The organism is Starkeya sp. ORNL1, assembly GCF_012971745.1.
Classification (GTDB): domain Bacteria; phylum Pseudomonadota; class Alphaproteobacteria; order Rhizobiales; family Xanthobacteraceae; genus Ancylobacter.
In genome coordinates, this window is record NZ_CP048834.1 from 5,149,705 (window position 1) to 5,174,431 (window position 24,727).

Here is a 24,727-nt window from a genome sequence, read left to right on the forward strand (position 1 = left end):
CCTATCACGAATGGCCCATCCTGAGGCACAACTCGCAAGGACATGCCTCGCTCCCTGGCACTAGCCTGACACTCGCAACCCAACGAGGCTCGAGTGTCATGGGCGAACTGTGGATCTTCATCGGAGCGCTGGCCGTGGCCTATCTGGTTCCGGGCCCGGACATGATCCTGCTCTTGCAAACCGGGGCGTCGCAGGGGCGCGCTCGGGCGTTGGCGACGGCGATCGGCCTTGCCGCTGCCCGCGCAGCGCACGTCGCGCTTGCCGGGCTGGGGCTCGCGGCGCTGCTGCGGACCGCGCCTGTCGCGTTTGACATCGTCCGTGTCGCGGGTGCCGCCTATCTCATATGGCTGGGCATCGGCATTCTGCGTGCGCCCTCGCTGCTCCCGGATGAATCCGGCGGGCCAGCGGACCGGCCGCGCTCCCATGCTTCCGCCGTGATGCGCGGCCTGCTCACCAATCTGCTCAATCCGAAGGCGCTGTTGTTCTGCTCGGTGCTCCTGCCCCAGTTCATACGGCCGGAGCATGGCAGCGTCGGTGCGCAGTTCCTGCTGCTGGGCGCGATCCTGGTGACCGTCGGTATCGCCTTCGACGTGCTCTATGCGTTCACCGGATCGACGCTCGGCAACTGGCTGGCACGTCATCGGCTGGCCAAGCTCGCGCAGCGCTGGGGCTTTGCGGCCTTGCTCATCGGCTTCGGGACACGCCTGGCGATTGCATGAACGCTCGGCCAAGGCGGTTCGTCAGCTCGGTACCGCTCCACCGAGGAGTTTTCTGTTGCACATCCAGCGCGACGCGGTCTCACTGCGCGGTATCCGGGGGACTCAGAATCCGGGCTGGGGAACGCCATGATCTATGTGATTGCCTGCGTCGCGGCCATTGCCGGGCTGCTGTTCGGCTATGACGAAGGCATCATCGCCGGCGCGCTCGGACCGCTCCACGCCCAGTTCGACATCTCGCCGCTGCAAGAAGGGCTGATGACCGCCACCGTGCCGCTCGGCGCGCTGGCAGGCGCGGCCGTTGGCGGCTGGCTCGCCGCCCCCTTCGGCCGCCGCAGCCTGCTGATGGGCGCGGCGGTGCTGTTCGTGATCGGCGCGCTGGTCTGCGCGCTGGCGCCGAGCATCCTGGTGCTCTCGCTGGGCCGCCTGCTGCTCGGCTTTGCCATTGGCGTCGCGGCGCTGATCGCCCCGCTCTATATTTCCGAAATGGCGCCGGCGGCGACGCGCGGCATGCTGGTGTCGATCTATCAGCTCGCCATCACCCTCGGCATATTCGGCGCCTATCTCGTCGACTTCGGGGTCGGCGATTCCTGGCGCATCATGTTCGCCACGGCGGTGATACCGGGCATCCTGCTGTTCGCCGGCGTCTCGTTCCTCACCGACACCCCGCGCTGGCTGGTGCTGCGCGGGCGCCGGCAGGAGGCGGGCGAGGTGATCGCCCACGTCCAGGGCCGGGGGGCGAGCGATCCGAGCGTCACTGGCGAACTGGCGGCGATCGAGCTCGCCGCACGGGCGGAGACCAGCACGGCAGGCTGGCGCGAATTGTTCGGTCCGCTCGTCCGGCCGGCCTTGCTGGTCGGCACCGGGCTGTTCCTGCTCCAGCAGCTCTCCGGCATCAATGCCGTCATCTATTTCGCGCCGACGGTGTTCGCCCGCGCCGGCTTCAGCGACACCGCCAACCAGCTGCTCGCCACCGTCGGCATCGGCGCGGTGAATGTGGTGATGACGCTGGTCGCCATGGCGCTGATCGACCGCATCGGCCGGCGGCGGCTGATGTTCATCGGCTTTGCCGGCGCGGCGCTGAGCCTCGGCCTGATCGCAGTGGCGGCGGGCACCGGCGCGCCGGACCTGCAGTGGCTGTCGCTGATCGGCCTCGTGCTCTACATCGCCTCCTTCGCCATCGCGCTCGGCCCGCTGCCCTGGGTGATGATGTCGGAGATCTTCCCGCTGCGCCTGCGCGGCCTCGGCATGGGCGCTGCCTCGCTCACCAACTGGGCCTTCAACTTCCTGGTGGTGCTCACCTTCCCGGTGCTGCTGCAGGCGCTCGGGCTGGCCGGCGTGTTCTCGATCTATGCGCTGGTGTGCGTCGCCGGCCTGGTCTTCACCGCGCGCTACGTGCCGGAGACTTCCGGCCTGACGCTTGAGGAGATCGAGGCGCACCTGAAGGCCGGCAAGCCGTTCCGCGCGCTGGGCCTGATGCCGAGGGCAGCGTAAGGCCGGATCCCGCCGCGGCGGGTGCACGGCCCTCGGCCTCATCGGCAGGAAGGACGCGCCGCGGACGAATGAGCGCGGCTGCTCCCCCCGGCCCGCCCTTGACGCCGCGCTTCGTTCGGAGGCACACGGACGGCAACATTCCTTGTCCGACCCCTTTGCCCGCGCGCCGCATGGCGCCCACAGCGCCACGGAACCCGCCATGATCCGCTCGCCTCTCATGACCGTGATGGTCCAGGCCGTCCGCAAGGCCGGCCGCTCCCTCGTCCGCGATTTCGGCGAGGTGGAGAACCTGCAGGTTTCGCTCAAGGGGCCGGCCAATTTCGTCTCGAATGCCGACCGCAAGGCCGAGCGCATCCTTCAGGAAGAGCTCACCAAGGCCCGTCCCGCCTTCGGTTTCCTGATGGAGGAGAGCGGCGAGGTCGGCGGCACCGACGAGGCGCATCGCTGGATCGTCGATCCGCTCGACGGCACCACCAATTTCCTGCACGGCATCCCGCTCTTCACCATCTCGCTGGCGCTGGCGCGGGACGGCGTGCCGGTGGCCGGGGTGATCTTCAATCCCATCACCGATGAGCTGTTCATCGCCGAGAAGGGCGCCGGCGCCTTCATGAACGACCGACGCATACGTGTGGCGGCGCGTCGCAATCTCGCCGACAGCGTGCTGTGCTGCGGCTTGCCGCACATGGGACGCGGCGATCTCGCCGGCTTCCGCTCCGAACTCGCCGCCATCGCGCCCAAGGTCGCGGGCCTGCGCCGCACCGGCTCGGCGGCGCTCGACCTCGCCTGGACAGCGGCCGGTCGCTTCGACGGCTTCTGGGAGCGCGACCTGCAAGCCTGGGACATGGCGGCCGGCATCGTCATCGTCCGCGAGGCGGGCGGCTACGTTTCCGACCTCGGCGACGGCGACAAGATGCTCGCCAAGGGCGACATCATCGCCGGCAACGAGGTCATCCGCCGCGATCTGCTCGCCCTGATCCGCAACGCCTGAAGGAAAGCGGCCGCGAGCCGTTCCATTTGCGAGCGTCTGTGGCATAGTCGCCGCCGTGAACCGGGCGTTGTGTCCCGGCGGAGCGGAGGTAACAGGCGAGCGGCATGGCGCATCCGGCGGATCCATTCATCAAGCTGTCCTCGCCACGGATCTTCCTGGTCCGCATGCTCGTCTTCGTGCTGTTGTGCGGCGCACTCGCCTCGGTGCTGTACCGGCAGATCTGGGCGGCCTTCCTCAATAATCCGGGCCTGAACGGCGTCATCTTCGGCGTCCTGTTCATCGGCATCATCTTCGCCTTCCGCCAGGTCTCGCGCCTGATGCCGGAAGTTGAGTGGGTGAACAGCTTCCGTATCGCCGATCCCGGCCTCGAAGTGCGCCAGGCGCCGGTGCTGCTGGCGCCGATGGCGACGCTGCTCGGCGACCGCGTCGGGCGCATGGCCATCTCGCAAATGACCATGCGCGGCATCCTCGAATCGATCGGCACCCGGCTCGACGAGGCGCGCGACCTGCTGCGCTACATGACCGGCCTGCTGATCTTCCTCGGCCTGCTCGGCACCTTCTGGGGTCTGCTGGAAACCGTCTCCTCGATTGCCCATGTCATCAACTCGCTCGATGTCGGGCCGGATTCCGGATCGATCCTGGAGAATATGAAGTCCGGGCTTGCCGCGCCGCTGGCCGGCATGGGCATCTCGTTCTCGTCCTCGCTGTTCGGCCTTGCCGGCTCGCTGGTGCTCGGCTTCCTCGACCTTCAGGCCGGCCAGGCACAGAACCGCTTCTATACCGACCTCGAAGACTGGCTCTCCACCACGGTGGCCGATCTCGGGCTCGAGGCCGCCCCCCGGCCGATACCCGCGCCGGTTCCGGTTCCCATGCCCGTTCCGCCCGCTGCCGCCGCGCTGCCGCCGCCGGCCGCGCTGCCAGCATTGCCGCCGCCGAGCTACGCCCAGCTCACGCAGGCCATCGAGAAGCTGGAAAAGACCATGAACGAGGCCGGCTCGCACCGCGTCACCGCGGCGATGGCCCACCTCGCCGAGAGCCTGCAGGGCCTGGTGCAGCACATGCGCGGCGAGCAGCAGATGGTGCGCGACTGGGTGGAGGCGCAGGCCGAGCAGCAGAAAGAGATCAAGAAGCTGCTGGAGCGCATCGCCCGTTCGGCGGACCGCGAGAGGGTCTAGGCCATGGCGCTCGGGCGGTCTCGCGGGCGCGAGCGCACCATCGATTACTGGCCCGGCTTCGTCGACGCGCTGTCGACGCTGCTGCTGGTGTTCATCTTCCTACTCTCGGTGTTCGTGATCACCCAGTTCTTCCTGACGCAGGAAATGTCCGGCAAGGACAGCGCCATGGCGCGCCTGCAGTCGCAAATCCGCGAGCTGACGGAGCTTCTGGCGCTGGAGCGCGGCGGGCGCGACGAGGCGGAGAGCGAGCTCGGCACGCTGCGCTCCAGCCTGTTGTCGGCCGAGGCCGAGCGCGACCGGCTGAAGGCGACGGGCACGCCGGCGCCGGTGGACGACGGCAGCGCTGCGCAGGGCCGGGCAGACGCGCTCGCCTCCGATCTCGCCAAGCAGAAGGACGCCGCCGCGCAGGCGCTGAGCCAGATCGATCTGCTCAACCAGCAGATTGCCGCGCTGCGCCGGCAGATGGCGGCGCTGGAAGAGGCGCTCGACATCTCCGAAAGCAAGGACAAGGAGAGCCAGGCCAAGCTGGCCGATCTCGGCCGCCGGCTGAACCTCGCGCTGGCCCAGCGAGTGCAGGAGCTGACCCGCTTCCGCTCCGAGTTCTTCGGCCGGCTGCGCTCCATCCTCGGCGACCGGCCGGGCATCCGCGTGGTCGGCGACCGTTTCGTGTTCCAGTCGGAGGTCTTCTTCGACCCCGGCTCGGCGCAGATCAAGCCGCAGGCGGGGGCGGCGCTCGACCAGCTCGCCGGCGCGCTCGCCTCGCTGGAGAAGGAGATCCCGCCGGACATCGCCTGGGTGCTGCGCGTCGACGGCCACACCGACAACCGGCCGATTTCGAACGCGCAATTCCCGTCCAACTGGGAACTGTCCTCGGCGCGCGCCATCGCGGTGGTGCAGTATCTGATCGGCAAGGGCATCAGCCCGGCGCATCTTGTGGCGGCCGGCTTCGGCGAATATCAGCCGCTCGACACCGCCGACACGGATGAGGCCCGCGCCCGCAACCGCCGCATCGAGCTGAAGCTGACCGAGCGCTGAGCGTGGGGCCGATCATGGCAGCGACCCCGGTTGAGCTGCGGCCATTCACTGACGCGCATCTTCCGGAGCTGGCCGATCTCTGGGTCGAGAGCTGGCGAGAGGCGATGCCGGAGATTGATTTCGAGGCCCGGCGTGCCTGGTTCATCGACCATTTCGCCGCGCTGATCGAAGCCGGCGCCATGGTCGAGCTTGCCTTGGCGACGGAGGACGGCGCGCTTGCCGGCTTCGTCACCATCGATCCGGCGAACGGCTATGTCGACCAACTCGCCGTGCATCCCGGCCAATGGGGCCATGGGGTGGCGGAGGCGCTGATCTATTACGCGGCGGCGCAGGCTGGCCGGCCGATCACGCTGGAGGTCAATGAGGAGAACCTCCGGGCGGTACGCTTCTACGGCAAGATCGGCTTCAACGTGACTGGGCGCGGTGCCAACCCGCTCTCCGGCAGGCCGACCTTGCAGATGGAATGGCGGCCCGATTTCCTGGTGATGGAGCGCGGGTAGACGTGCGCAAGCCCGGCAGCGTGAAGGGGCTTGAGGAGTTGGGGCGGGTGCGGCTGTCGCCTTCCTTCTTCCTGCGCGATTTCCTGCATTCCGAGATCGCCAATTTCCACGGGCTGCCGAATGTCCCCGACGACCCGGACCTTGCCATCGCCGCGGGCAGGCGGCTGTGCGCGGATTTGCTGGAGCCGTTGCAGGCGCGGTTCGGCCGCCTCTCGATCCGCTCGGCCTACCGTTCTCCGGAGGTGAACCGGTTCGGCAACGAGCAGGGCTATAATTGCGCGGTGAACGAGGCGAATTATGCCGGCCACATCTGGGACCGGCGCGACGCCGAAGGCTGCATGGGCGCCACCGCCTGCATCATCGTCAATGCCTTCATCCCCTATTACGAGGCGACCGGCCGCTGGGAGGCGATGGCGTGGTGGGTGCACGACCATCTGCCTTATGCGGCGATGGAATTCTTCCCGCGCTACGCCGCCTTCAACCTCACCTGGCACGAGCGACCACGGCGGGCCATCCGTAGCTGGATCCCGCCGCGGCGTGGCATGCTGACGAAGCCGGGAATGCCGAACCAGGAGGGGCGGCACGAGGCGGAGTATGGGAAATTCCTTTCCTCCCTCGGCCAACAATAGACGTCATCCCGGACGGCCGGAACGGCCGAGCCGGGATCGCGCAAACGCCCTTCACCTTCGTGCGATCCCGGCTCTCCGCTTCGCTGCGGCCGGGATGACGCTGTTTGCTCGGAAGAGGCAGGATTTACGCCGCCTGCCCGCCAAATTGCAGCGCCGCCAGGCGCGCATAGAGGCCGCCGCGGGCCACAAGCGCGGCGTGGGTGCCTTCCTCGACGATGCGGCCTTGCTCCATCACCAATATGCGGTCGGCGGAGAGCACTGTGGCCAGCCGGTGGGCGATGACCAGCGTGGTGCGGCCCTGCATCGAACGGTCGAGCGCCTTCTGCACCAGGGTCTCGCTCTCGGCGTCGAGCGCCGAGGTGGCCTCGTCCAGCAGCAGGATCGGGGCGCGGCGCAGGATGGCCCGTGCGATGGCGATGCGCTGGCGCTGGCCGCCGGAGAGCGTCACCCCGCGCTCGCCGACCGCGCTTTCCCATCGCTCCGGCAACCGGGCGACGAATTCATCGACCAGCGCAAGCCGGCCGGCTTCCTCGACTTCGGTGTCGGTGGCGTCGGGCCGGCCGAGGCGGATATTCTCGCGGATCGAGGTGGCGAAGATGGCGACATCCTGCGGCACCAGCGCGATGCGGGCACGGACCTCGTGCGGATCGGCCTGCGCGATATCGACGCCATCGACCAGCACCCGGCCCGACGAGGGGTCGTAGAAGCGCAGCAGCAGCTGGAACAGCGTGCTCTTGCCGGCGCCCGAGGGACCGACCACGGCAATGCGCTCGCCGGGCTTCACCTCCAGCGAAACGTCATGGAGGGCCGAAATGTCCGGGCGGGTCGGATAGGCGAAGGAGACCGCCTCGAAGCGGACGTCGCCGCGTGGCGGGGCGGGGAGGGGGCGCGGATCGCCAGGCGCCGCGACGTCGGGCTCCACCGCCAGCAATTCGGCGATGCGCTCGGTGGCGCCGGCGGCCTGCGAAATCTCGCCCCACACCTCGCCGAGCTGGCCGAGCCCGCTCGCCGCCAGCACCGCATAGAGCACGAATTGGGAGAGCGTGCCGGCCGACATGGTGCCGGCCAGCACCGCATTGGCGCCGGCCCAGAGGATGCCGACCACACTGCCGAACACCAGGAACAAGCCGATGGCGGTGAGCATGGAACGCGCCCGGATGGCGCGGGTGGCGGCGTCGTAGGACTTTTCCACAGCGTCGGAGAACAGGGCGTCGGCGGCCCGTTCCGCCGTGTTGGCCTGCAATGAGCGCACCGCGCCGACCGCCTCGGCGGCATAGGCGGAGGCTTCCGCCAGCGTGTCCTGCGAGGCGCGCGAGCGTTTGCGCACGCCGCGCCCGGAGCCGAGCAGCACGGCGACGATGGCCGGGATGAGGATGAGCAGGATCGCCGAGAGCCACGGGCTGGTGATCACCATCATCACCGCGGCGCCAAAGAACAGCACGATGTTGCGCAGCGCGATCGAGGCGGAGGCGCCGACCGTGGACTTGATCTGGGTGGTGTCGGCGGTGAGCCGCGAGATCAGTTCGCCGGAACGGGCGGTGTCGTAGAAGCGCCCGTCAAGCTCGAGCAAATGCGAGAACACGGCCGCGCGCAAATCCGCGACGATCCGCTCGCCAAGCGTCATCACCAGGAAATAGCGCGCGCCGGATGCGGCGGCGAGCACGCCGACCACCGCGACCAGCACGGCGAAATAGCGGTCGACATAGCCGGCATGATTGGCGTCGAAGCCGAAATCGATCATCCGCCGCACCGCCACCGGCATGATCAGCGTGGCGATGGCGGCAATGACGAGCGCGCCGACCGCGGCAATGGCGCGGCCGCGATAGCGTTTCACATGCGGCCACAACGCCCAGAGCGGCCTGAGGCGCTGGCGGGCGGGCTTCGGAGCAGTCATCTCGGGCGCCGCGGTGGACGCTGCGGAGGTAGACGCTGTCGACATGGACGCAGCTTGGCTTGGCAGTTCGGCTTGTGTCACGCTCGCGTCTCAGTTATAGACCCGCGCGGATTTCCGGCAGGATCGTTTTGAAGATCGCCGCGCGGTTCCCGGTTTTCCGGGTCCGGCCACGCGGCGGCGAGGATGCAACCAATGAAGAGCAACATCCATCCCGACTACCACTTCGTAAAGGTGGTGATGACGGACGGCACCGAGTACACGACCCGCACGACCTGGGGCAAGGAGGGCGACACCCTTCAGCTCGATATCGATTCGACCTCGCACCCGGCCTGGACCGGCGGCTCGCAGCAGCTGCTCGACCGTGGCGGTCGCGTCTCGAAGTTCCAGAAGAAGTTCGCGGGCTTCCTCAAGTCCTGAACGGACGGGCTTCGCGTCGGCAAGCGCCGGCTCGGGCGAGAGGATATTCCGACGGTTCAAAGCCTCCGTGCCTGCGGCGCGGGGGCTTTTCGTTTTGGAACGATTCCAGCGACGTCGTGCCGCAGAGTATCCGGTGCGTCAGCACGCGGCGGGAAATCCAGATTCGGCCCTCATCCCCGGATTTGATCCGGGGATCCAGCCCTTCCGCATGCGCCCGGTCGAAGTCTGGGTCCCCGGCAAAGCCGAGGCTGTTGCCTCGGCGTCTCGAAAGACGGCGACCGCAGGTCGCCTTTGCCCGGGATGAGGAGCCAGGGGTGGTTTGCGTTGCGCCTCACCAGAAGTCCGGCACCGCCTCGTTGAGCGCGCCGCCGATCCGCACCGGGGCGCAGCGCACAGCGCGGCCAGCGGCGTCGGTCTCCACCGCGAGGCCGGCCAGCGTGCCGGGCCCGGTCGCCGGCTCGAAGCGGGACGAGCCGATCTTGCGGGTGAAGCGCCGCAGCGGCTCTTCCTTGTCCATGCCGATCACGCCGTCATAGGCGCCGCACATGCCGACATCGGTCTGGTAGGCGGTGCCGCCCGGCAGGATCCGGTGGTCGGCGGTCGGCACATGGGTGTGGGTGCCGACGACGATGCTGGCCCGCCCGTCGCACCAATGGCCGAAGGCCTGCTTCTCGCTGGTCACTTCGGCATGGAAATCTACGAGGATGGCGTCCGCCGCCATGCCCAGCGGGCAGGCGTCCAGCTCGCGGTCGATGCCGGCGAACGGATCGTCGAGCTGGTCCATGAAGACCCGGCCCATCATGTTCACCACCAGCACCTGCGCGCCGTTCTGTGCTTCGATCAGCGCGGCGCCGCGTCCCGGCGTGCCGGCCGGGAAATTGGCGGGGCGGACCAGGCGCGGTGCGCGCTCGATGAAGACGAGGGCCTCGCGCTGGTCCCAGGCATGGTTGCCGAGCGTCACCGCGTCGGCGCCGGCGGCGAGCAGTTCGTCATAGATGGCCTCGGTGATGCCGAAGCCGCCGGCGGAGTTCTCGCCGTTCACCACCACGAAATCGAGCGCCCAGCGCGCGCGCAGGGCGGGCAGGTGCTCATTCACCATCTGGCGTCCGACACGGCCGACCACGTCGCCGAGGAACAGGATCCGCATCAGGGAGCCCCTGCGATGCGGATGAGGCCGGCGTCGGTGGCGATGGCGTCGAGCCGTTCGTCATGGGGCTCGGCCGGCAAAGCCGGCAATTGCTGGATGGCGAAGGCATAGCCGAGCGCCTCGATCCGCCGGCGCTGGCGCAGTTCGGCGAGCGTGCGGTCGTAGAAACCGGCGCCATAGCCGAGCCGGTGGCCGCTGGCGTCGAACGCCGCGAGCGGCACCACCAGCACATCCGGCTCGATCATCTCGGCGCTTTCGGGCGGCGCGGGAATGGCGGTCTTGCCGGGTCCGGGGCTGGGGGCCAGGGTCACACCGTCCCGCCATTCGCGGAACAGCAAGGGCTGGTTCGGGGCACGCACCACCGGGAGCGCCAGCCGGGCGCCGGCGGCGCGCAGGCGCCGTGCTAGAGGCGCGGTCGGGATTTCGGAGCCGATGGCGATGAAGAGCGAGACGGCTTCGCCGGCCACATCGCCCAGCCATTCCATGGCGTGCTCGGCGGCAGCTTCGGCCAGTTGCTGGCGGCTGGCCGGGTCAAGCCCGGCCCGCCGCGCGAGAGCGGTGGAGCGCAGGGCAGCCTTGTCGGGAACGGTTAAAGCGATCTGGGCCATGAAAAAATGAGAGAAGTGCGGAGCCGCGATGGCCGTTGGTGATCGATCCCGGGAACCTACAACGTAGGTGGGCGCCGTGTGTCCGGACCCAGGAGTCCGGTCAGGGACAGCTCCCTTTGAGATCGATAAGGCCCCGGGGAATATGTTCTCCTGACGAACCACGCAGCCCCGCCGTCACAATGTAAGTCGGGAGGGCCGAGAACGCCAGAGGGTGGAAGCGGTTCTCCCCGATGGCTGGTGTCACGAAAGGCGGCGTTCTGCTGCAACATCCTTCGAGGCTCGCTGCGCTCGCACCTCAGGATGACGTTGCGTGTATAACCACGTCATCCTGAGGTGCCCGGCAAAGCCGGGCCTCGAAGGATGCTCAAGCCGGGCAACTCACCCCACATCCAGCATGATCTTGCCGACATGCGCGCTGGTCTCCATGCGCGCGTGCGCCTTGGCGGCCTCGATGAGCGGAAAGCTGGAATCCATCACCGGCTTCACCTTGCCCGCTTCGATCAGCGGCCAGACGTGCTCCTTGAGCGAGGCGGCGATCGCCGCCTTCTCCGCGCCGGGGCGCGAGCGCAGGGTCGAGCCCATATGGGAGAGCCGCTTCAGCATCAGCCGCATGAAGTCGATCTGCACCTTGGAGCCTTCCATGAAGGCGATCTGCACGATGCGGCCCCGCGGCGCCGCGACCTCGTAATTGCGGGCGATATAGGAGCCGCCGACCATGTCCAGGATGACATTGGCACCCTTGCCGCCGGTCGCGGTCTTCACCTCGGCGACGAAATCCTGGGTCTTGTAGTCGATGGCGAGATCGGCACCGAGGCTGCGGCAGACCTCGCATTTCTCGGCGCTGCCGGCGGTGGCGAACACCGTGGCGCCATAGGCCTTGGCGAGCTGGATCGCGGTGGTGCCGATGCCGGAACTGCCGCCATGAACCAGGAAGGTCTCGCCCGCCTTCAATCCGGCGAGATCGAACACATTGGTCCACACCGTGAAGAAGGTCTCGGGCAGCGCCGCCGCCTCGCGCATTGTAAGCCCGGCGGGCACGGGAAGCGTCGAGCCCTCCTCGGCGAGGCAATATTCCGCATAGCCGCCGCCGGCGACCAGCGCGCACACCTTGTCGCCGAGCGCCCAACGGCTGACGCCCTCGCCCAGCGCCACCACCTCGCCGGAAATCTCCAGGCCGGGAATGTCCGGCGCACCGGGCGGCGGGGCATAGAAGCCCTGGCGCTGCACCACGTCCGGCCGGTTCACCCCGGCAGCAGCCACCTTGACCAGGATCTCGCCCTTGCGCGGCGCGGGCACCGGACGGGTTTCCGGCACCAGCACTTCCGGGCCGCCGGGAGTCGGAATCGCGATCGCGGTCATGGTGGCGGGCAGATCGGTCACGGGCCTCTCCTCATTCAGCCGAAGTCCGGCGTGTCCTAGGTGATGCCGGGTTGGCTGGCAACTCGCTGGCAACCAGGGGAGTGGGAGACTAGTTTGAGGTAAAATGCCGTTCGGTTAAGGCGGCTTCGTTTGGGAAGAGGAGGACGTCATGGCGATGGACGAGGAGATTCTGCGCCCCATTCGTCCGGCACTGGAGATCGGCGGCGATCTCTCGACCTTGTCGGAGACCGAGATCGAGGAGCGTGTCGCCACGCTGGAAGCGGAGATCGAGCGGCTGCGCGCCATGCTCGCCTCGAAGCGCGCATCGCGCGCGGCCGCAGACGCGTTCTTCAAAAAATGACGGTTTGCTTCAAGAAATGAAGGGCGCGCCACGGCGCGGGAGGCAAGCGGATGGCACGACGACGCTTTCCGGGTCGTGAAGGAAATGGCTTAACGCCATATTAAGCTTTCCGGTCCATTACTGCGCCTGTCCAATTTCTGGACGCGAGTGGCTCCTGTCCACTCTGTTTGACGCCTCCCTGTCATCACCTTCGAGCCGCCTTCGGGCGGCTCTTTTTTGTTGTGCCGGTTCTCCACAGCCGGGATGCACCGTCATGTTCCCGGTGCTGGACAGCGAAAGGCGCGCGAGGCATTCGCAAGAATGGTTTAAGATTCGTTACAACGAACGATTCGCGCGGCAGACGAAGCAGACGACAGGACCGAATGGCCGACTTCAGGGACCGATCGAGCGCGCGCACGGTGAGCTTCAGCGAGCGCATGGTGACCTCGCAGGCCTTTGGCGGCCTGTTCCGCGAGGGCATGGGCCTGGTCGAGCAGACCGCCGCCTATCTCGACGGCCCCGGCCGCGAGGAGAGCCGCGGGCTCGGCCGTGGCGCCGCGCTGGCCTATGCCCGTGAAAGCATGCGCCTGACCACCCGGCTGATGCAGCTGGCTTCCTGGCTGCTGCTGCAGCGCGCGGTGAATGAGGGCGAACTGACCCGCAGCGAGGCGATGCGGGAGAAGGCCAAGGTCGATCTCGGCCGCCCTGAAGCGCTGGACCTCGAGGAAGCGCGCCTGCTGCCGGAGCGGCTGCGCGGCCTGATCGAGGAGACGCGCGAGCTGCAGGGCCGCATCGTGCGGCTCGACGCCTCGCTCTATCGCGCCCCCGAGGCGTCGGCTGAACCCAACGCCGTGGTCCGGCAGATCGGCCTGCTGCGCGCGGTGTTCGAAGCCTGAGGCTCCACGGCGCGATTGCGCGTGCCAATCTTTACGGGAAGCTTTACGTCTGCTTGGGCTTCCGCCTATAAGCCGCGGCATCCGATCTTAAGGTTCAGACGCGGCAGGGCAGGGCATCCGACCGCGCGACGTGGAGGCGGCGATGGCCGGGCATTCGCAGTTCAAGAACATCATGCACCGCAAGGGCAAGCAGGATGCGGTGCGCTCCAAGCTGTTCTCCAAGCTGGCGCGTGAAATTACCGTCTCCGCCAAGCTCGGCCTGCCCGACCCGAACATGAACCCGCGCTTGCGCGCCGCTATCCTCGCCGCGCGCGCCGAGAACATGCCGAAGGACAATATCGACCGCGCCGTCAAGAAGGCGGCTGGCGGCGACGCCGAGAATTATGACGAGATCCGTTATGAGGGCTACGGCCCCGGCGGCGTCGCGGTGATCGTCGAGGCGCTGACCGACAACCGCAACCGCACCGCCTCCGAAGTGCGCTCCTATTTCACCAAGTCCGGCGGCAATCTTGCGGAAACCGGCGCGGTGTCCTTCATGTTCGACCGCGTCGGCGTCATCGAGTTCGACGCGGCCAAGGCCTCCGCGGACGACATGCTGGAAGCCGCCATCGAGGCCGGCGCCGACGATGTCACCTCCTCGGAGGACGGCCACAGCGTGCAGACCACCATCGAGAACCTCCACGAGGTGGCGCAGGCGCTGGAAGCCAAGTTCGGCGAGCCGAAGAAGTCCGGTCTGGTCTGGCGTCCGCAGAACACCATCGCGGTCGATGACGAGACCGCCGAGAAGCTGCTTCGCCTGGTCGAGACGCTGGAAGACAATGACGACGTGCAGAACGTCTATGCGAATTTCGAGATCTCGGAATCGCTGATGGCGAAGCTGAGTGCGTGATCTGACGCTCTGCTTCAGCATCCTTCGAGGCCCGGCTTTGCCGGGCACCTCAGGATGAGGTGGTTCTTTATTTTAGGATGAACCTCATCCTGAGGTGCTCGCGTAGCGAGCCTCGAAGGATGTTCGCATTCAGGGTCGCAGCAGCCCGTCGAACAGCGGCAGGCTGGCCAGCGCGGCGAGCGCGATGACCGTATAGGCCGCCTTGCGGTAATGCGCGTCGGAAGCGCCGCGGAAGGCCCAGGCCCCGGCGAACAGGCCGATCGCATAAAGCGGGCCGAGGATCAGCGACAGCCGGCCGACCTCGAGCGTGAACAGGCCGGTCCACGCATAGGCGGTGCCGCTCGCCAGCGTCGCCAGGGCGAAGAAGCCGAACAGGTTGGCGCGCACCTGCGCCGCCGAATGGCCCCCGCCGAGCCAATAGGCGACGACGGCCGGCCCCGACATCTGCGCCGCGCCGCCGAAGACGCCGGCCACCAGCCCGACGCCGATGGTGGCGGGGAGGGTCGGCCGCCCGGAATGCCGCCAGCCGGACATCAACAGCGCCAGCAGGCTGAAGGCGAGGATCGCCAGCGCCCAGCGCAGCAGCACCGGATCGACATGGTTGAGCAGATAAACGCCGAACGGCACGGCGACGATCGCACTCGCGGCAAGCGGGGCGACCTGGCGCCAGTTGCATTCGCGAAACGCTCGGATGGTGATCGGCGCAGTCAGCACGCTGTCGATGATCAGCAGCACCGGGACGGCGACCTCCGGCCCGTAGGCCGCGCTCACCAGCGGCACGAAGATCAGCGCGCCGCCAAAGCCGGAAAAGCCACGGGTCACGCCGCCGATGAGCGCGGTGGCTGCGGCCCAGAACAGGGCCAGATCGAAGGACATGGGATGGAGTGCCGGTGGAAGGAGCGTTGGTGCTAGACCCGGAGGCGGCGGGGGTCAATTGGCGCTGCTCGGCTTGAGCATCCTTCGAGGCCCGGCTTTGCCGGGCACCTCAGGATGACGTCGTATTTAAAAAGAACCACGTCATCCTGAGGTGCTCGCGTCAGCGAGCCTCGAAGGATGCCCACCCAGTGCCACGCTCACACAACTTGCACGTCCCGGCCCATTCTTTGCTATCATTCCAGGCTCGACCTCGATCCAGCAGGCGGAGCAGGCCATGAACGAGCAGCGACCCGCCCAGTTCCGCGGCTCCGGCGCCACTCCCGCCGCCGCGCCGGCGCTGAATGTCGGCTTCATCCTGACCGACAATTTCACCCTGTCGCCATTCTCGCTGTTCGTCGACCATCTGCGCCTTGCCGCCGATGAGGGCGATCGCTCGCGGCCGATCCTTGCCCGCTGGCAGATCATGGCGTCGAAGGCGGACCCGATCCGAGCCAGCTGCGGCGTCACCGTCTCGGCCACCGGGCCCTTGAGCGATCCGAGTGCGTTCAACTACATCGTCGTGGTCGGCGGTCTACTGCATACCGGGCCGCAACTCGACGCCGAGACCGTCGCCTATCTCAAGAAAGCGGCGAAGCTCGGCGTGCCGCTGGTCGGGCTGTGCACCGGCAGCTTCGTGCTGGCCCGCGCCGGATTGATGACCGGCCGGCGCTGCTGCGTCAGCTGGTACCATTATCAGGATTTCCTCGAGGAGTTCCCGCACCATACCCCGGTTGCCGACCGGCTCTATGTGATCGACGGCGACCGCATCACCTGCGCCGGTGGCGGCGGGGCGGCGGATCTTGCGGCGGCGCTGGTGGAGAAGCACATCGGCCGCTCGGTGGCGCAGAAGAGCCGGCATGTGCTGCTGCTCGACCGCGTGCGCCCCGGCACCGATGCGCAGCCGCATCCGCCGATCGCCGATCTCGTCGCCGACGACCGGGTGCGCCGCGCGCTGCTCATGATGGAGCAGCATATGGCCGATCCGCTGCCGATCGCCGATATCGCCCGGCGGCTGCAGCTCTCGACCCGGCAGATCGAGCGGCTGTTCCAGACGGTGATGGGCCAGCGGCCGGCGGAATTCTACCGGCGGCTGCGCCTGCGCTATGCGCGCTTCCTGCTCGACACCACGGTGCGTTCGGTGACCGACATCGCGCTGGAGGCCGGCTTCTCCGACTGCGCGCATTTCTCGCGGCAGTTCAAGGCGATGCACGGCTTCACGCCGTCGGACGCGCGCGCCCACGGCCCCGGCCCGGCGGCGCAGAGCATGGCGGCGCAACGCCTGTTCGAGTGAGCCTCGCCGTCATCCGCCTGGGTCGCAACGTGAAGACAACGGCAACGAAAATGTCGCTCGCAATAAATTCCGTGTCGCATCCGTGAAAGTCACAATCGTGCTTCCGTCGAACAATTCCAGACGGCGCGTGCCGGGACGCCGCGCGAGGGAGGAACGGTCATGCTCGACACCACCGATACCCCGTTGCAGTCGCTGCTTCGCCGCCGCAAGCCGGGCTACAGCCTGGAGGCGCCGTTCTATACCAGCCCGGAGGTCTTCAAGGCCGACCTCGACATCATCTTCCACCGCCACTGGATCTTCGTCGGCGTCGAGCCCGACGTGCCGGAGCCGGGCGATGCGATGAGCTTCGAGATCGGCGGCACCTCGGTGTTCGTGGTGCGCGACGACGACATGGGCCTGCGCGCCTTTCACAATGTCTGCCGCCACCGCGGCGCGCCGCTGATCCATGACTACAAGACCACGATCGGCAATATCGTCTGCCGCTATCACTCCTGGACCTACGGCCTCGATGGCAAGCTGCTGTTCGCCGAGCATATGGGCGCGGATTTCGATCCCTCCTGCCATGGCCTGAAACCGGTGCATGTGCGCTCGCTGGAAGGGCTGATCTTCATCTGCCTGTCCGACGACCCGCCGGCCGACTTCGACGTGATGGCGGCGAAGATGGCGCCCTATCTCGCGCCGCACGATCTGCGCAACGCCAAGGTGGCGTTCGAGAAGGACATCATCGAGCCGGGCAACTGGAAGCTGACGATGGAGAACAACCGCGAGTGCTATCACTGCGCGGGCAACCATCCCGAGCTCACCGTACCGCTGTTCGCCTATGGCTTCGGCTTCGCGCCGGAAGAACTCGGCGAGCACGAGCGGGCCGAGGCGGATGAATATGCCAAGCTCGTCACCACCAGCCACCGCGAATGGGAGAGCTGCGGCTTCCCGTCGGAAATGGTGGAGCACCTCGACGACATGGTGACCGGGTATCGTACCGAGCGCCTGCCGCTCGCCGGCGACGGCGAGAGCCACACCGGCGACACCAAGGCGGCATGCGCGAAGCTGCTCGGCACCATCAACGACCCCAAGCACGGCGCGTTGCATTTCTGGACCCAGCCGAATTCCTGGCACCATTTCATGTCCGACCACGCCGTGGTGTTCTCGGTGCTGCCGCTCGATGCCGAGCGCTCGCTGCTGCGCACCAAGTGGCTGGTGCACAAGGATGCGGTGGAAGGCGTCGATTACGATGTCGCCAACCTCACCGCGGTGTGGGAAGCCACCAACGATCAGGATTCCGAACTGGTCGGCTATTGCCAGCACGGCGCGCGCAGCCCGGCCTATGAGCCCGGCCCCTATTCGCCGCACACCGAGATGCTCGTCGAGAAGTTCTGCAACTGGTATGTCGGCCGCATGGCCGAGCATCTCGGGCGCTGACGATGGACGCCAGCACCCGCATGATGGACGTCGCCGCCCGCCGGCTCGGATCCGCGCTTCCCGCCTGGAATCCGGACACCGACGATGTCCTCGTGGTGCAGGCGGTGCGCGAGGAGACGCACGACGTCAAGACCTTCGTGCTGGCACCCAAGAACCCGACCGCCTTCCACTATGAGCCCGGCCAGTTCCTGACGCTCGACCTCGAGATCGCGGGCGAGGCGATCAATCGCTGCTACACCATCTCCTCGGCGCCGACGCGCCCGCACGCCATCTCCATCACCGTGAAGCGGGTACCGGGCGGGCCGGTGTCGAACTTCCTGCACGACACGCTGAAGCCCGGTTCCGAACTGCGCGCCGTCGGGCCGATGGGCGACTTCACCTGCTTCCGCCATGCGGCGGGCAAGTATCTGTTCCTGTCCGGCGGCAGCGGCATCACGCCGTTGATGTCGATGGCCCGGACCTTCCACGACCTCGCCATTCCGCGCGATATCGTGTTCGTCCATGCCGCCCGCTCGCCGGCCGACATCATCTTCCGCGACGAACTGGAACTGATGGCGCGCAACCAGAACGGCGCCTTCAAGTTCGCGCCGGTGTGCGAGGGCGATGCGCCGCGCGAGCCATGGCACGGGCTGAAGGGCCGGCTGTCGCTGCAGATGCTGAAGCTGACGGCACCCGATTTCATGGAGCGTGAGATCTTCGTCTGCGGGCCGTCGCCCTTCATGGCGGCGGTGCGGACCATGCTCGGCGAGGCCGGCTTCGACATGGCCCGCCACCATGAAGAGAGCTTCAATTTCGAGGAGCTGGCGGCGGCCGAGCCCGAAGTGGCGCTGGAAGTCGCCGCCGCCGAACTGGCGGAAGCCGCGAAGCAGGCGGAGGCGCCGGCGCCGATGGGCGAGGCGCCTGTCGCCGCGCCGGTCACGACCTATCAGGTGACCTTCGCCAAGACCGGGCGGACCATCGAGGTGCCCTCCGACAAGTTCGTGCTCGACATGGCGCGTCGCGCCGGGGTGCGGCTGCCCTCGTCGTGTTCCAAGGGGCTGTGCGGCACCTGCAAGTCGAAGCTCAATTCCGGCACGGTCGACATGAAGCACCAGGGCGGCATCCGCCAGCGCGAGATCGACGCCGGCATGGTGCTGCTGTGCTGTTCGAAGCCGACGAGTGACCTTGTGGTGGATCGGTAAATTTTCGAATCGTCATCCCGGCCGCAGCGAAGCGGGAGCCGGGATCGCGTGACGCGAGTGCGCCTATTCCTGCGCGCGATCCCGGATCGGCCTGCGGCCGTCCGGGATGACGTCTAGCAGGAGGGATGACTACCGGAACGCATCCTCCATCGCCTGCTTCATCTTGCCGAAGGCGGCGCTGGTTTCCTTGACCGTGTTGTCGAAGAATTCCGCCGGCGTCTGTATCGGCGGCAGGCCGAGGAAGGTTTCCTGCGGCTTGGGCTTGGGCGAGGGAGGCGGCGGCACGACCGGTTGCGCCGCGATCGGCGCAGGCGCCGGGGCGGGTTGCGATGTCCAAGCCGGCGATGGCGGGACTTGGGCCGGAATCGGCGCCGGCGCGATTTCGCGATGCTCGGTCGCCGCCGGCGGTGCCACGACGGTGACGCGCTTCGGCTTCGGCGCTGCAGCCGGCGGCATCGCCACCGCGGCAGGCTTCTCGGCCTCCGGCGCCATCGCCACCTGGATCGGCTTCAGCGCTTCGTCCGCCGACTGGTGCAGGGCGACGACCATGCGGTCGCCCTTGGTGCCGAGCGTGAACGGGCCGTCCTCGACCCCGGCCAGCAGGCGCGCGCTGTCCTTCGGCCGTTCCTGGCTGATAAGATAAGTGCCAGCCACCAAGAGACCGCAGAACCCGACCTGAAGCATGATCCTCGGTACGGAAACAGCATCCAGCCGCATCATTCCCTCCCCGAAACCGATGGTCTCATTCACGGTGCGTCGCGCGGCGATTTTGCGGCGGCATTGCCTCAATGGCATGTCAGCGCGCGTGGTCACATTCAACAAGTGTTACGTCCTGAAACCGGACCGGGATTGAGCCGATGGCCGCCAGTGCCAGCCTCGCCAGCCTGACCCGGATCGGCTTCCTCACCTTGCCGAACCACTCGATGATCGCCTGCGCCAATGCGCTGGAGGCGCTGCGCATGGCGAATTATGCTTCCGAGACCGAGCTTTATTCCTGGCGGGTGGTGACGCTCGACGGCGCGCCGGTGCCGGCGAGCAACGGCCTCAGCCTGACGCCCACCGTCTCGCTCGCCGACGCCGGCCCGCTCGATCTGCTCATGGTCTGCGGCGGCATCGATGTGCGCCATTCCGTTGCACCCGGGCTGGAGGATGCGCTGCGCCGGCTCGCCCGGCGTGGCACCGCGCTCGGCGCGCTCTGCACCGGCAGCTTCGTATTGGCCGATGCCGGGCTGCTGGATTTCTATCGCTGCGCCATCCATTGGGAGAACCTGCCGGCGATCCGCGAGGAGTTTCCGGAGATCGACTTCGTCGAGGACGCCTATGTCATCGATCGCGACCGGTTAACCTGCACCGGCGGCGTGGCGCCGCTGGAGATGATGCTGGAACTGATCGCGGCGCAGGGTGGCAAGGCGCTGGCTGACAAGGTGTCTGAGCAGTTCATCCTAGACCGCGCGGCCCGCGCGCCGGGCGCGAGGCGTGAGGCGCGTCCGCGGCGCCAGCTCGCCGATCCGACCCTTGCCCGCGCGGTGCGGCTGATGGAAGGGGCAATCGAGCGGCCCTTGGCCATCGCCGCATTGGCCGAGAGGCTCGACGTCTCGGCGCGGCAATTGGAGCGGCTGTTCCGCCGCCATCTCGGCGCCAGCCCGGCGGCCTATCAGCTCGGGCTGCGGCTGGAGCGGGCCCGCGAATTGCTGCGCCTCTCGCCCCTGCCGGTCACCGATGTCGGGCTCGCCTGCGGCTTCCAGTCGGCCGCGCATTTCTCCACGGCCTATGCCCGCCGCTTCGGCCGTTCGCCACGCGAAGAACGCCGCACCGCCTGATCGAGCGAAGCTTGATCCAGCGCATGGCACGGCGCCGCTCATATGCGGAAGATGCCGCTTGCGTGGCGAAGTTCGCAGGCGCAAAATCTATCGTCCCTTGCTTCGCAATCGAAAATTCCGATGACTGCTCTCTCTCATCCGGCCGGTCCGGCCGGTCCGAGTTTTGCCGAGCTCTACACGCCAAAGCTGGTGACGGTACTGCGCGAAGGCTATGGCCTCGCCGGCCTGCGCGCCGACGTCCTCGCCGGGCTGACCGTCGCCATCGTCGCGCTGCCGCTCTCCATGGCCATCGCCATGGCCTCCGGCGCCACGCCCGAACGCGGCCTCTACACCGCAATCGTCGGCGGCTTCGTGGTCTCCCTGCTCGGCGGCAGCCGCTTCCAGATCGGCGGGCCGGCAGGGGCTTTCATCGTGCTGGTGGCGCTCACCATCGAGCGCCACGGCATCGAAGGCATGCTGCTCGCCACCTTCCTTGCCGGGGCCATCCTCACCGTGGTCGGCCTGCTGCGGCTCGGCACCTATGTGAAGTTCATCCCCTATCCGGTCACGGTGGGCTTCACCGCCGGCATCGCCACCATCATCTTCTCCAGCCAGATCAAGGACCTGCTCGGCCTGACGCTCAGCGTGAAGGAGCCGGCGGAGATCATCCCCAAGCTCGAAGTGCTGACCCATGCGCTGCCGACCTTGAACGTCGCCGCGCTCGGCCTCTCGGTACTCACCATCGGCATCATTGTCGGCGTCAAGCGTCTCGCGCCGGGCTGGCCGAACCTGCTGATAGCGGTGGCGGCGGCCAGCCTTGCCGCGGCGCTGTTCGGCCTGCCGGTCGCCACCATCGGCACCCAGTTCGGCGGCATCCCCTCCAGCCTGCCGGCGCCGGCGCTGCCGGACTTCTCGCCCGACAAGGTGTTCGCGGTGCTGCCGGATGCCGCCGCCTTCGCACTGCTCGGCGCCATTGAATCGCTGCTCTCCGCGGTGGTCGCCGACGGCATGACGGGGCGGCGCCACCGCTCCAATTGCGAACTGGTGGCGCAAGGCGTCGCCAACATGGCCTCGGCGCTGTTCGGCGGCATCTGCGTCACCGGCGCCATCGCCCGCACCGCCACCAATATCCGCGCCGGCGCCCGCGGGCCGATCGCCGGCATGCTGCACTCCGGCTTCCTGCTGCTGTTCATGCTGGTGGCGGCACCGCTCGCCAGCTACATCCCGCTCGCCGCGCTGGCCGGCCTGCTGGCGGTGGTGGCCTGGAACATGGCGGAGAAGACCGCCATCGCCACCCTGCTGCGCTCCGGCTGGGGCGACGCGCTGGTGCTGCTGTCGACGCTGCTGCTCACCATTTTCCGCGACCTCACCGAGGGCATCGTGGTCGGCTTCACGCTCGGCACGCTGCTGTTCCTGCACCGCATGTCGCTGGCGGTCGGCGTCGAGCACGCGCACATCGACGTGCCGCTCGCCGCCGAGGATGTCGCCGACGAGACCAATGGCTACGCCGCGACCACGCCGCAGGTCGATCCCGACACTGTGGTCTATCGGCTTTCCGGCGCCTTCTTCTTCGGCGCCGCGTCCACTGTCGGCACCGTGCTGGACAACATCGCGCAATTGCCGAAGCGCTTCGTGCTGGATTTCGAGGCGGTGCCGTTCCTCGATTCTACCGCCGCTGCGATGCTGGAGACCTTCGCCCACAAGATGCGCCGCGCCGGGGTCAAGGTGGTGCTCACCGGCACCACGCCCGCGATCCGCCGCGTGCTGTGGAACCAAGGCCTGCGCCCGCCGCTGGTACGCTTCAAATCGCGCGTGCGCGACGCATTGCCCGCTCGGGTGTGATCGCGGTCGCAAAGCTACTGGCTTGATGGCGCAATCCTTCTGTCTGTGACTTGCGCGCGGGACCTATCGTGCCACCATATATTTGGGGCCGGGTATGGGAGCGCGCGCCGCCATCATGATCGCCAATGCCGAGGCACTGCTCAAACCCCTGACCATCAAGGGCCTGACCATCCGCAACCGGGTGATGAGCACCAGCCATGCGCCGGGCTATGGCAAGGACGGCAAGCCGCAGGAGCGCTACCAGCTCTATCATGAGGAGAAAGCCAAGGGCGGCATCGGGCTGACCATGTTCGGCGGCTCCTCCTCGGTGGCCATCGACAGCCCGGCGGCGCCCTGGGCGCAGATCTCGGTCGCCGACGACAGCGTGGTCCCGCATTTCCAGCGCTTCGCCGAGCGGGTCCACGCGCACGGCGCCAAGCTGATGATCCAGCTCACCCATATGGGCCGGCGCACCAAATGGGATACCGAGAACTGGTTTCCCACCATCTCGTCTTCCGCGCGGCGCGAGCCGGCCTCGCGCACCGTTCCGCGCGCCATGGACAAGAACGACATCCGCCGCGTGGTGAAGGCGTTCGCCGATGCGGCGCGGCGCTGCAAGCAAGGCGGGCTCGACGGCTGCGAGATCTCCGCGGCGCACGGCCATCTCGTCGACCAGTTCTGGTCGCCGAGCGTGAATGAGCGCACCGACGAGTATGGCGGCTCGCTCGAGAACCGCATGCGCTTCGGCAGGGAAGTGCTGGAGGCGATGCGCGAGGCGGCGGGCGACGACTATGTCATCGGCATGCGCATGTCGGGCGACGAAATGATCGCCGATGGGCTCTCCCACGAGGATTGCGTCGCTATCGCCGCGGGATATGCGCGGGCTGGGCTGGTCGATTTCCTCAACATTCTGGGCGGGCAGGCGCGCGATCATATCGGCCACGCCGTCTCGGTGCCGAACATGTCGTTCCCGGTGGCGCCGTTCCTGTACCTGCCGAGCGCGATCAAGCGCGAGGTGGAGGTGCCGATCTTCCACGCCCAGCGTGTCACCGACCTCGCCACCGGCGCCCGCGCCGTTGTCGAGGGCCATGTCGACATGATCGCGATGACGCGGGCCCATATCGCCGATCCACATCTCGTCAAGAAGCTCTCCGAGGGGCGCGAGGACGACATCCGGCAATGCGTCGGGGCCGGCTATTGCATCGACCGCATCTATGTCGGCGGCGACGCGCTGTGCATCCAGAATGCGGCGACCGGGCGCGAGGCGACCATGCCTCATGTCATCCCGAAGGCCGACGTCGCCCGCAAGGTGGTGGTAGTCGGCGCCGGTCCCGGCGGGCTGGAAGCGGCGCGGGTATGCGCCGAGCGCGGCCACAAGGTGGTGTTGTTCGAGAAGTCGGATCGCGCCGGCGGCCAGATCAACATCGCGGCGAAGGCGACATGGCGCGAGGCGCTGTCCGGCATTCCGCGCTGGCTGTTCACGCAGGTCCAGAAGAAGGGCGTCGATATCCGCCTCTCCACCGAGGCGACGCCGGAGCGCGTGCTGGCAGAAGCCCCCGACGTCGTCATCATGGCCACCGGCGGCCTGCCCAATCCCGGCCACGCCAGGGGCCACGAGCACGTGGTCTCGACCTGGGACGTGCTGACCGGCAAGGTCGAGCCGACCGGCACGGTGCTGCTCTATGACGAGATCGGCGGCCACAACGCCGCCTCCACCGCCGAGGTGCTGGCGAAGAAGGGCTGCCTCGTTGAGGTGGTGACGCACGACCTCATGGTTGCCGAGGAGGTCGGCACCACCAACCAGCCGATCCATCTGCGCGAGCTCTACAAGCTCGGCGTGGTGATGACGCCGAACATGGAGCTGATCGAGATCTATCCGGAGGGCAACCGTTTGATCGCGGCGCTGCGCAACACCATGACCGACGCCGAGGAGGAGCGGGTGGTCGACCGCGTCGTGGTCGATTACGGCACGCTGCCGGTGGAAGGCCTGTTCGAGGAGTTGCGTGGCCGCTCGGTGAATGATGGCGAAGCCGATCTTGACGCGCTGGTCCATGGCCGCCCGCAGCGCTGGACCGGGCAGGAGGGCTTCGCGCTCTATCGCGTCGGCGACGCCTGGACCGGCCGCAACATCCACGCCGCGATCTATGATTCACTAAGGCTGTGCAAGGATTTGTGAGGTCCTTTTCCGTGCACCCTCATCCTGAGGTGCGAGCG

The 24,727-nt window shown here is 67.7% G+C and carries 23 protein-coding genes and 1 other RNA gene; 17 read left to right on the plus strand and 7 right to left on the minus strand.

The window, feature by feature from the left end:
- Positions 1 to 98 precede the first annotated feature (98 nt).
- From G3545_RS24285 to G3545_RS24315, 7 genes are all read left to right on the plus strand, one after another.
- Entirely contained in the window at positions 99 to 719 is a 621-nt protein-coding gene (locus tag G3545_RS24285) for a LysE family translocator (RefSeq protein ID WP_170016484.1), read from the plus strand.
- A gap of 126 nt (positions 720 to 845) precedes the next feature.
- Positions 846 to 2,210, plus strand: a complete 1,365-nt coding sequence (locus G3545_RS24290; RefSeq protein WP_170016486.1) for a sugar porter family MFS transporter — start codon at positions 846 to 848, stop codon at positions 2,208 to 2,210.
- Between the two features lie 199 nt (positions 2,211 to 2,409).
- Positions 2,410 to 3,198, plus strand: coding sequence for an inositol monophosphatase family protein (locus G3545_RS24295; protein WP_170016488.1), 789 nt, complete (start codon positions 2,410 to 2,412; stop codon positions 3,196 to 3,198).
- 104 nt (positions 3,199 to 3,302) lie between these two features.
- Entirely contained in the window at positions 3,303 to 4,373 is a 1,071-nt protein-coding gene (locus tag G3545_RS24300; protein WP_170016490.1) for a flagellar motor protein MotA, read from the plus strand.
- Positions 4,374 to 4,376: 3 nt separating this feature from the next.
- Positions 4,377 to 5,408: a peptidoglycan -binding protein gene (locus tag G3545_RS24305; protein WP_170016492.1), complete on the plus strand. Its 1,032-nt coding sequence runs from the start codon at positions 4,377 to 4,379 to the stop codon at positions 5,406 to 5,408.
- A gap of 14 nt (positions 5,409 to 5,422) precedes the next feature.
- Positions 5,423 to 5,908, plus strand: coding sequence for a GNAT family N-acetyltransferase (locus G3545_RS24310; RefSeq protein ID WP_170016494.1), 486 nt, complete (start codon positions 5,423 to 5,425; stop codon positions 5,906 to 5,908).
- A 2-nt stretch (positions 5,909 to 5,910) separates the two neighbouring features.
- A complete protein-coding gene (locus G3545_RS24315) occupies positions 5,911 to 6,537 on the plus strand; it encodes a hypothetical protein (protein WP_170016496.1) in 627 nt (208 codons plus the stop codon).
- A 124-nt stretch (positions 6,538 to 6,661) separates the two neighbouring features.
- On the opposite strand, the gene G3545_RS24320 is transcribed toward G3545_RS24315, so the two are convergent.
- Positions 6,662 to 8,431, minus strand: a complete 1,770-nt coding sequence (locus G3545_RS24320) for an ABC transporter transmembrane domain-containing protein (protein ID WP_246702557.1) — start codon at positions 8,429 to 8,431, stop codon at positions 6,662 to 6,664.
- A gap of 192 nt (positions 8,432 to 8,623) precedes the next feature.
- Between G3545_RS24320 and rpmE the strand changes: the two genes are divergently transcribed.
- A complete protein-coding gene (gene rpmE, locus G3545_RS24325) occupies positions 8,624 to 8,848 on the plus strand; it encodes a 50S ribosomal protein L31 (RefSeq protein WP_170016500.1) in 225 nt (74 codons plus the stop codon).
- 331 nt (positions 8,849 to 9,179) lie between these two features.
- Here the strand turns inward: rpmE and G3545_RS24330 are convergent, their stop codons facing one another.
- The 4 genes from G3545_RS24330 to G3545_RS24345 all read right to left on the minus strand — a co-directional run bounded on the left by G3545_RS24330 (position 9,180) and on the right by G3545_RS24345 (position 11,983).
- Positions 9,180 to 9,995, minus strand: coding sequence for a TIGR00282 family metallophosphoesterase (locus G3545_RS24330; RefSeq protein ID WP_170016502.1), 816 nt, complete (start codon positions 9,993 to 9,995; stop codon positions 9,180 to 9,182).
- Complete coding sequence (locus tag G3545_RS24335) at positions 9,995 to 10,603, minus strand: 5-formyltetrahydrofolate cyclo-ligase (RefSeq protein WP_170016504.1); 609 nt, start codon at positions 10,601 to 10,603, stop codon at positions 9,995 to 9,997. Before G3545_RS24335 ends, G3545_RS24330 begins: the two co-directional genes overlap by 1 nt.
- Positions 10,604 to 10,619: 16 nt before the next feature.
- A non-coding RNA gene (ssrS, locus tag G3545_RS24340) (6S RNA) lies at positions 10,620 to 10,775 on the minus strand.
- A 206-nt stretch (positions 10,776 to 10,981) separates the two neighbouring features.
- On the minus strand, positions 10,982 to 11,983 hold the full coding sequence (locus tag G3545_RS24345) for an NAD(P)H-quinone oxidoreductase (protein WP_170016506.1): 1,002 nt from the start codon (positions 11,981 to 11,983) through the stop codon (positions 10,982 to 10,984).
- A 148-nt stretch (positions 11,984 to 12,131) separates the two neighbouring features.
- Here G3545_RS24345 and G3545_RS24350 point away from each other — a divergent pair, with 148 nt between their 5' ends.
- The 3 genes from G3545_RS24350 (at position 12,132) to G3545_RS24360 (ending at position 14,087) form a co-directional block, all read left to right on the plus strand.
- Positions 12,132 to 12,323, plus strand: coding sequence for a DUF1192 domain-containing protein (locus G3545_RS24350; RefSeq protein WP_170016508.1), 192 nt, complete (start codon positions 12,132 to 12,134; stop codon positions 12,321 to 12,323).
- 362 nt (positions 12,324 to 12,685) lie between these two features.
- Positions 12,686 to 13,198 (plus strand): DUF1465 family protein, encoded by a 513-nt coding sequence (locus tag G3545_RS24355; protein ID WP_170016510.1) that lies wholly within the window; start codon positions 12,686 to 12,688, stop codon positions 13,196 to 13,198.
- A 142-nt stretch (positions 13,199 to 13,340) separates the two neighbouring features.
- On the plus strand, positions 13,341 to 14,087 hold the full coding sequence (locus G3545_RS24360) for a YebC/PmpR family DNA-binding transcriptional regulator (protein WP_170016512.1): 747 nt from the start codon (positions 13,341 to 13,343) through the stop codon (positions 14,085 to 14,087).
- A gap of 129 nt (positions 14,088 to 14,216) precedes the next feature.
- Here the strand turns inward: G3545_RS24360 and G3545_RS24365 are convergent, their stop codons facing one another.
- Positions 14,217 to 14,963 carry a sulfite exporter TauE/SafE family protein gene (locus G3545_RS24365; RefSeq protein ID WP_170016514.1) on the minus strand — a complete coding sequence of 249 codons (747 nt, stop codon included), beginning with the start codon at positions 14,961 to 14,963 and terminating at the stop codon, positions 14,217 to 14,219.
- A 274-nt stretch (positions 14,964 to 15,237) separates the two neighbouring features.
- Here G3545_RS24365 and G3545_RS24370 point away from each other — a divergent pair, with 274 nt between their 5' ends.
- From G3545_RS24370 to G3545_RS24380, 3 genes are all read left to right on the plus strand, one after another.
- Positions 15,238 to 16,293 (plus strand): GlxA family transcriptional regulator, encoded by a 1,056-nt coding sequence (locus G3545_RS24370; RefSeq protein ID WP_170016516.1) that lies wholly within the window; start codon positions 15,238 to 15,240, stop codon positions 16,291 to 16,293.
- Between the two features lie 159 nt (positions 16,294 to 16,452).
- On the plus strand, positions 16,453 to 17,712 hold the full coding sequence (locus G3545_RS24375) for an aromatic ring-hydroxylating dioxygenase subunit alpha (protein ID WP_170016518.1): 1,260 nt from the start codon (positions 16,453 to 16,455) through the stop codon (positions 17,710 to 17,712).
- Positions 17,713 to 17,714: 2 nt separating this feature from the next.
- The gene (locus G3545_RS24380) at positions 17,715 to 18,893 is read left to right on the plus strand and encodes a hybrid-cluster NAD(P)-dependent oxidoreductase (RefSeq protein ID WP_170016520.1); all 1,179 of its coding nucleotides are present in this window, start codon (positions 17,715 to 17,717) and stop codon (positions 18,891 to 18,893) included.
- A gap of 129 nt (positions 18,894 to 19,022) precedes the next feature.
- Here G3545_RS24380 and G3545_RS24385 read toward each other — a convergent pair whose 3' ends face one another.
- Positions 19,023 to 19,547: a hypothetical protein gene (locus G3545_RS24385; RefSeq protein ID WP_170016522.1), complete on the minus strand. Its 525-nt coding sequence runs from the start codon at positions 19,545 to 19,547 to the stop codon at positions 19,023 to 19,025.
- Positions 19,548 to 19,750: 203 nt separating this feature from the next.
- Between G3545_RS24385 and G3545_RS24390 the strand changes: the two genes are divergently transcribed.
- The 3 genes from G3545_RS24390 to G3545_RS24400 all read left to right on the plus strand — a co-directional run bounded on the left by G3545_RS24390 (position 19,751) and on the right by G3545_RS24400 (position 24,689).
- Positions 19,751 to 20,713: a GlxA family transcriptional regulator gene (locus G3545_RS24390; protein ID WP_170016524.1), complete on the plus strand. Its 963-nt coding sequence runs from the start codon at positions 19,751 to 19,753 to the stop codon at positions 20,711 to 20,713.
- A 120-nt stretch (positions 20,714 to 20,833) separates the two neighbouring features.
- Complete coding sequence (locus G3545_RS24395) at positions 20,834 to 22,534, plus strand: SulP family inorganic anion transporter (RefSeq protein ID WP_170016526.1); 1,701 nt, start codon at positions 20,834 to 20,836, stop codon at positions 22,532 to 22,534.
- Positions 22,535 to 22,649: 115 nt separating this feature from the next.
- The gene (locus tag G3545_RS24400; protein ID WP_170018264.1) at positions 22,650 to 24,689 is read left to right on the plus strand and encodes an NADH:flavin oxidoreductase; all 2,040 of its coding nucleotides are present in this window, start codon (positions 22,650 to 22,652) and stop codon (positions 24,687 to 24,689) included.
- Positions 24,690 to 24,727 lie beyond the last annotated feature (38 nt).

Coding starts and splice junctions, on each gene's coding strand:
- G3545_RS24285 (WP_170016484.1), top strand. CDS start 99: ATGGGCGAACTGTGGATCTTCATCGGAGCGCTGGCCGTGGCCTATCTG.
- G3545_RS24290 (WP_170016486.1), top strand. CDS start 846: ATGATCTATGTGATTGCCTGCGTCGCGGCCATTGCCGGGCTGCTGTTC.
- G3545_RS24295 (WP_170016488.1), top strand. CDS start 2,410: ATGATCCGCTCGCCTCTCATGACCGTGATGGTCCAGGCCGTCCGCAAG.
- G3545_RS24300 (WP_170016490.1), top strand. CDS start 3,303: ATGGCGCATCCGGCGGATCCATTCATCAAGCTGTCCTCGCCACGGATC.
- G3545_RS24305 (WP_170016492.1), top strand. CDS start 4,377: ATGGCGCTCGGGCGGTCTCGCGGGCGCGAGCGCACCATCGATTACTGG.
- G3545_RS24310 (WP_170016494.1), top strand. CDS start 5,423: ATGGCAGCGACCCCGGTTGAGCTGCGGCCATTCACTGACGCGCATCTT.
- G3545_RS24320 (WP_246702557.1), bottom strand. CDS start 8,431: ATGACTGCTCCGAAGCCCGCCCGCCAGCGCCTCAGGCCGCTCTGGGCG.
- rpmE (WP_170016500.1), top strand. CDS start 8,624: ATGAAGAGCAACATCCATCCCGACTACCACTTCGTAAAGGTGGTGATG.
- G3545_RS24330 (WP_170016502.1), bottom strand. CDS start 9,995: ATGCGGATCCTGTTCCTCGGCGACGTGGTCGGCCGTGTCGGACGCCAG.
- G3545_RS24335 (WP_170016504.1), bottom strand. CDS start 10,603: ATGGCCCAGATCGCTTTAACCGTTCCCGACAAGGCTGCCCTGCGCTCC.
- G3545_RS24350 (WP_170016508.1), top strand. CDS start 12,132: ATGGCGATGGACGAGGAGATTCTGCGCCCCATTCGTCCGGCACTGGAG.
- G3545_RS24355 (WP_170016510.1), top strand. CDS start 12,686: ATGGCCGACTTCAGGGACCGATCGAGCGCGCGCACGGTGAGCTTCAGC.
- G3545_RS24360 (WP_170016512.1), top strand. CDS start 13,341: ATGGCCGGGCATTCGCAGTTCAAGAACATCATGCACCGCAAGGGCAAG.
- G3545_RS24365 (WP_170016514.1), bottom strand. CDS start 14,963: ATGTCCTTCGATCTGGCCCTGTTCTGGGCCGCAGCCACCGCGCTCATC.
- G3545_RS24370 (WP_170016516.1), top strand. CDS start 15,238: ATGAACGAGCAGCGACCCGCCCAGTTCCGCGGCTCCGGCGCCACTCCC.
- G3545_RS24375 (WP_170016518.1), top strand. CDS start 16,453: ATGCTCGACACCACCGATACCCCGTTGCAGTCGCTGCTTCGCCGCCGC.
- G3545_RS24380 (WP_170016520.1), top strand. CDS start 17,715: ATGGACGCCAGCACCCGCATGATGGACGTCGCCGCCCGCCGGCTCGGA.
- G3545_RS24390 (WP_170016524.1), top strand. CDS start 19,751: ATGGCCGCCAGTGCCAGCCTCGCCAGCCTGACCCGGATCGGCTTCCTC.
- G3545_RS24395 (WP_170016526.1), top strand. CDS start 20,834: ATGACTGCTCTCTCTCATCCGGCCGGTCCGGCCGGTCCGAGTTTTGCC.
- G3545_RS24400 (WP_170018264.1), top strand. CDS start 22,650: ATGATCGCCAATGCCGAGGCACTGCTCAAACCCCTGACCATCAAGGGC.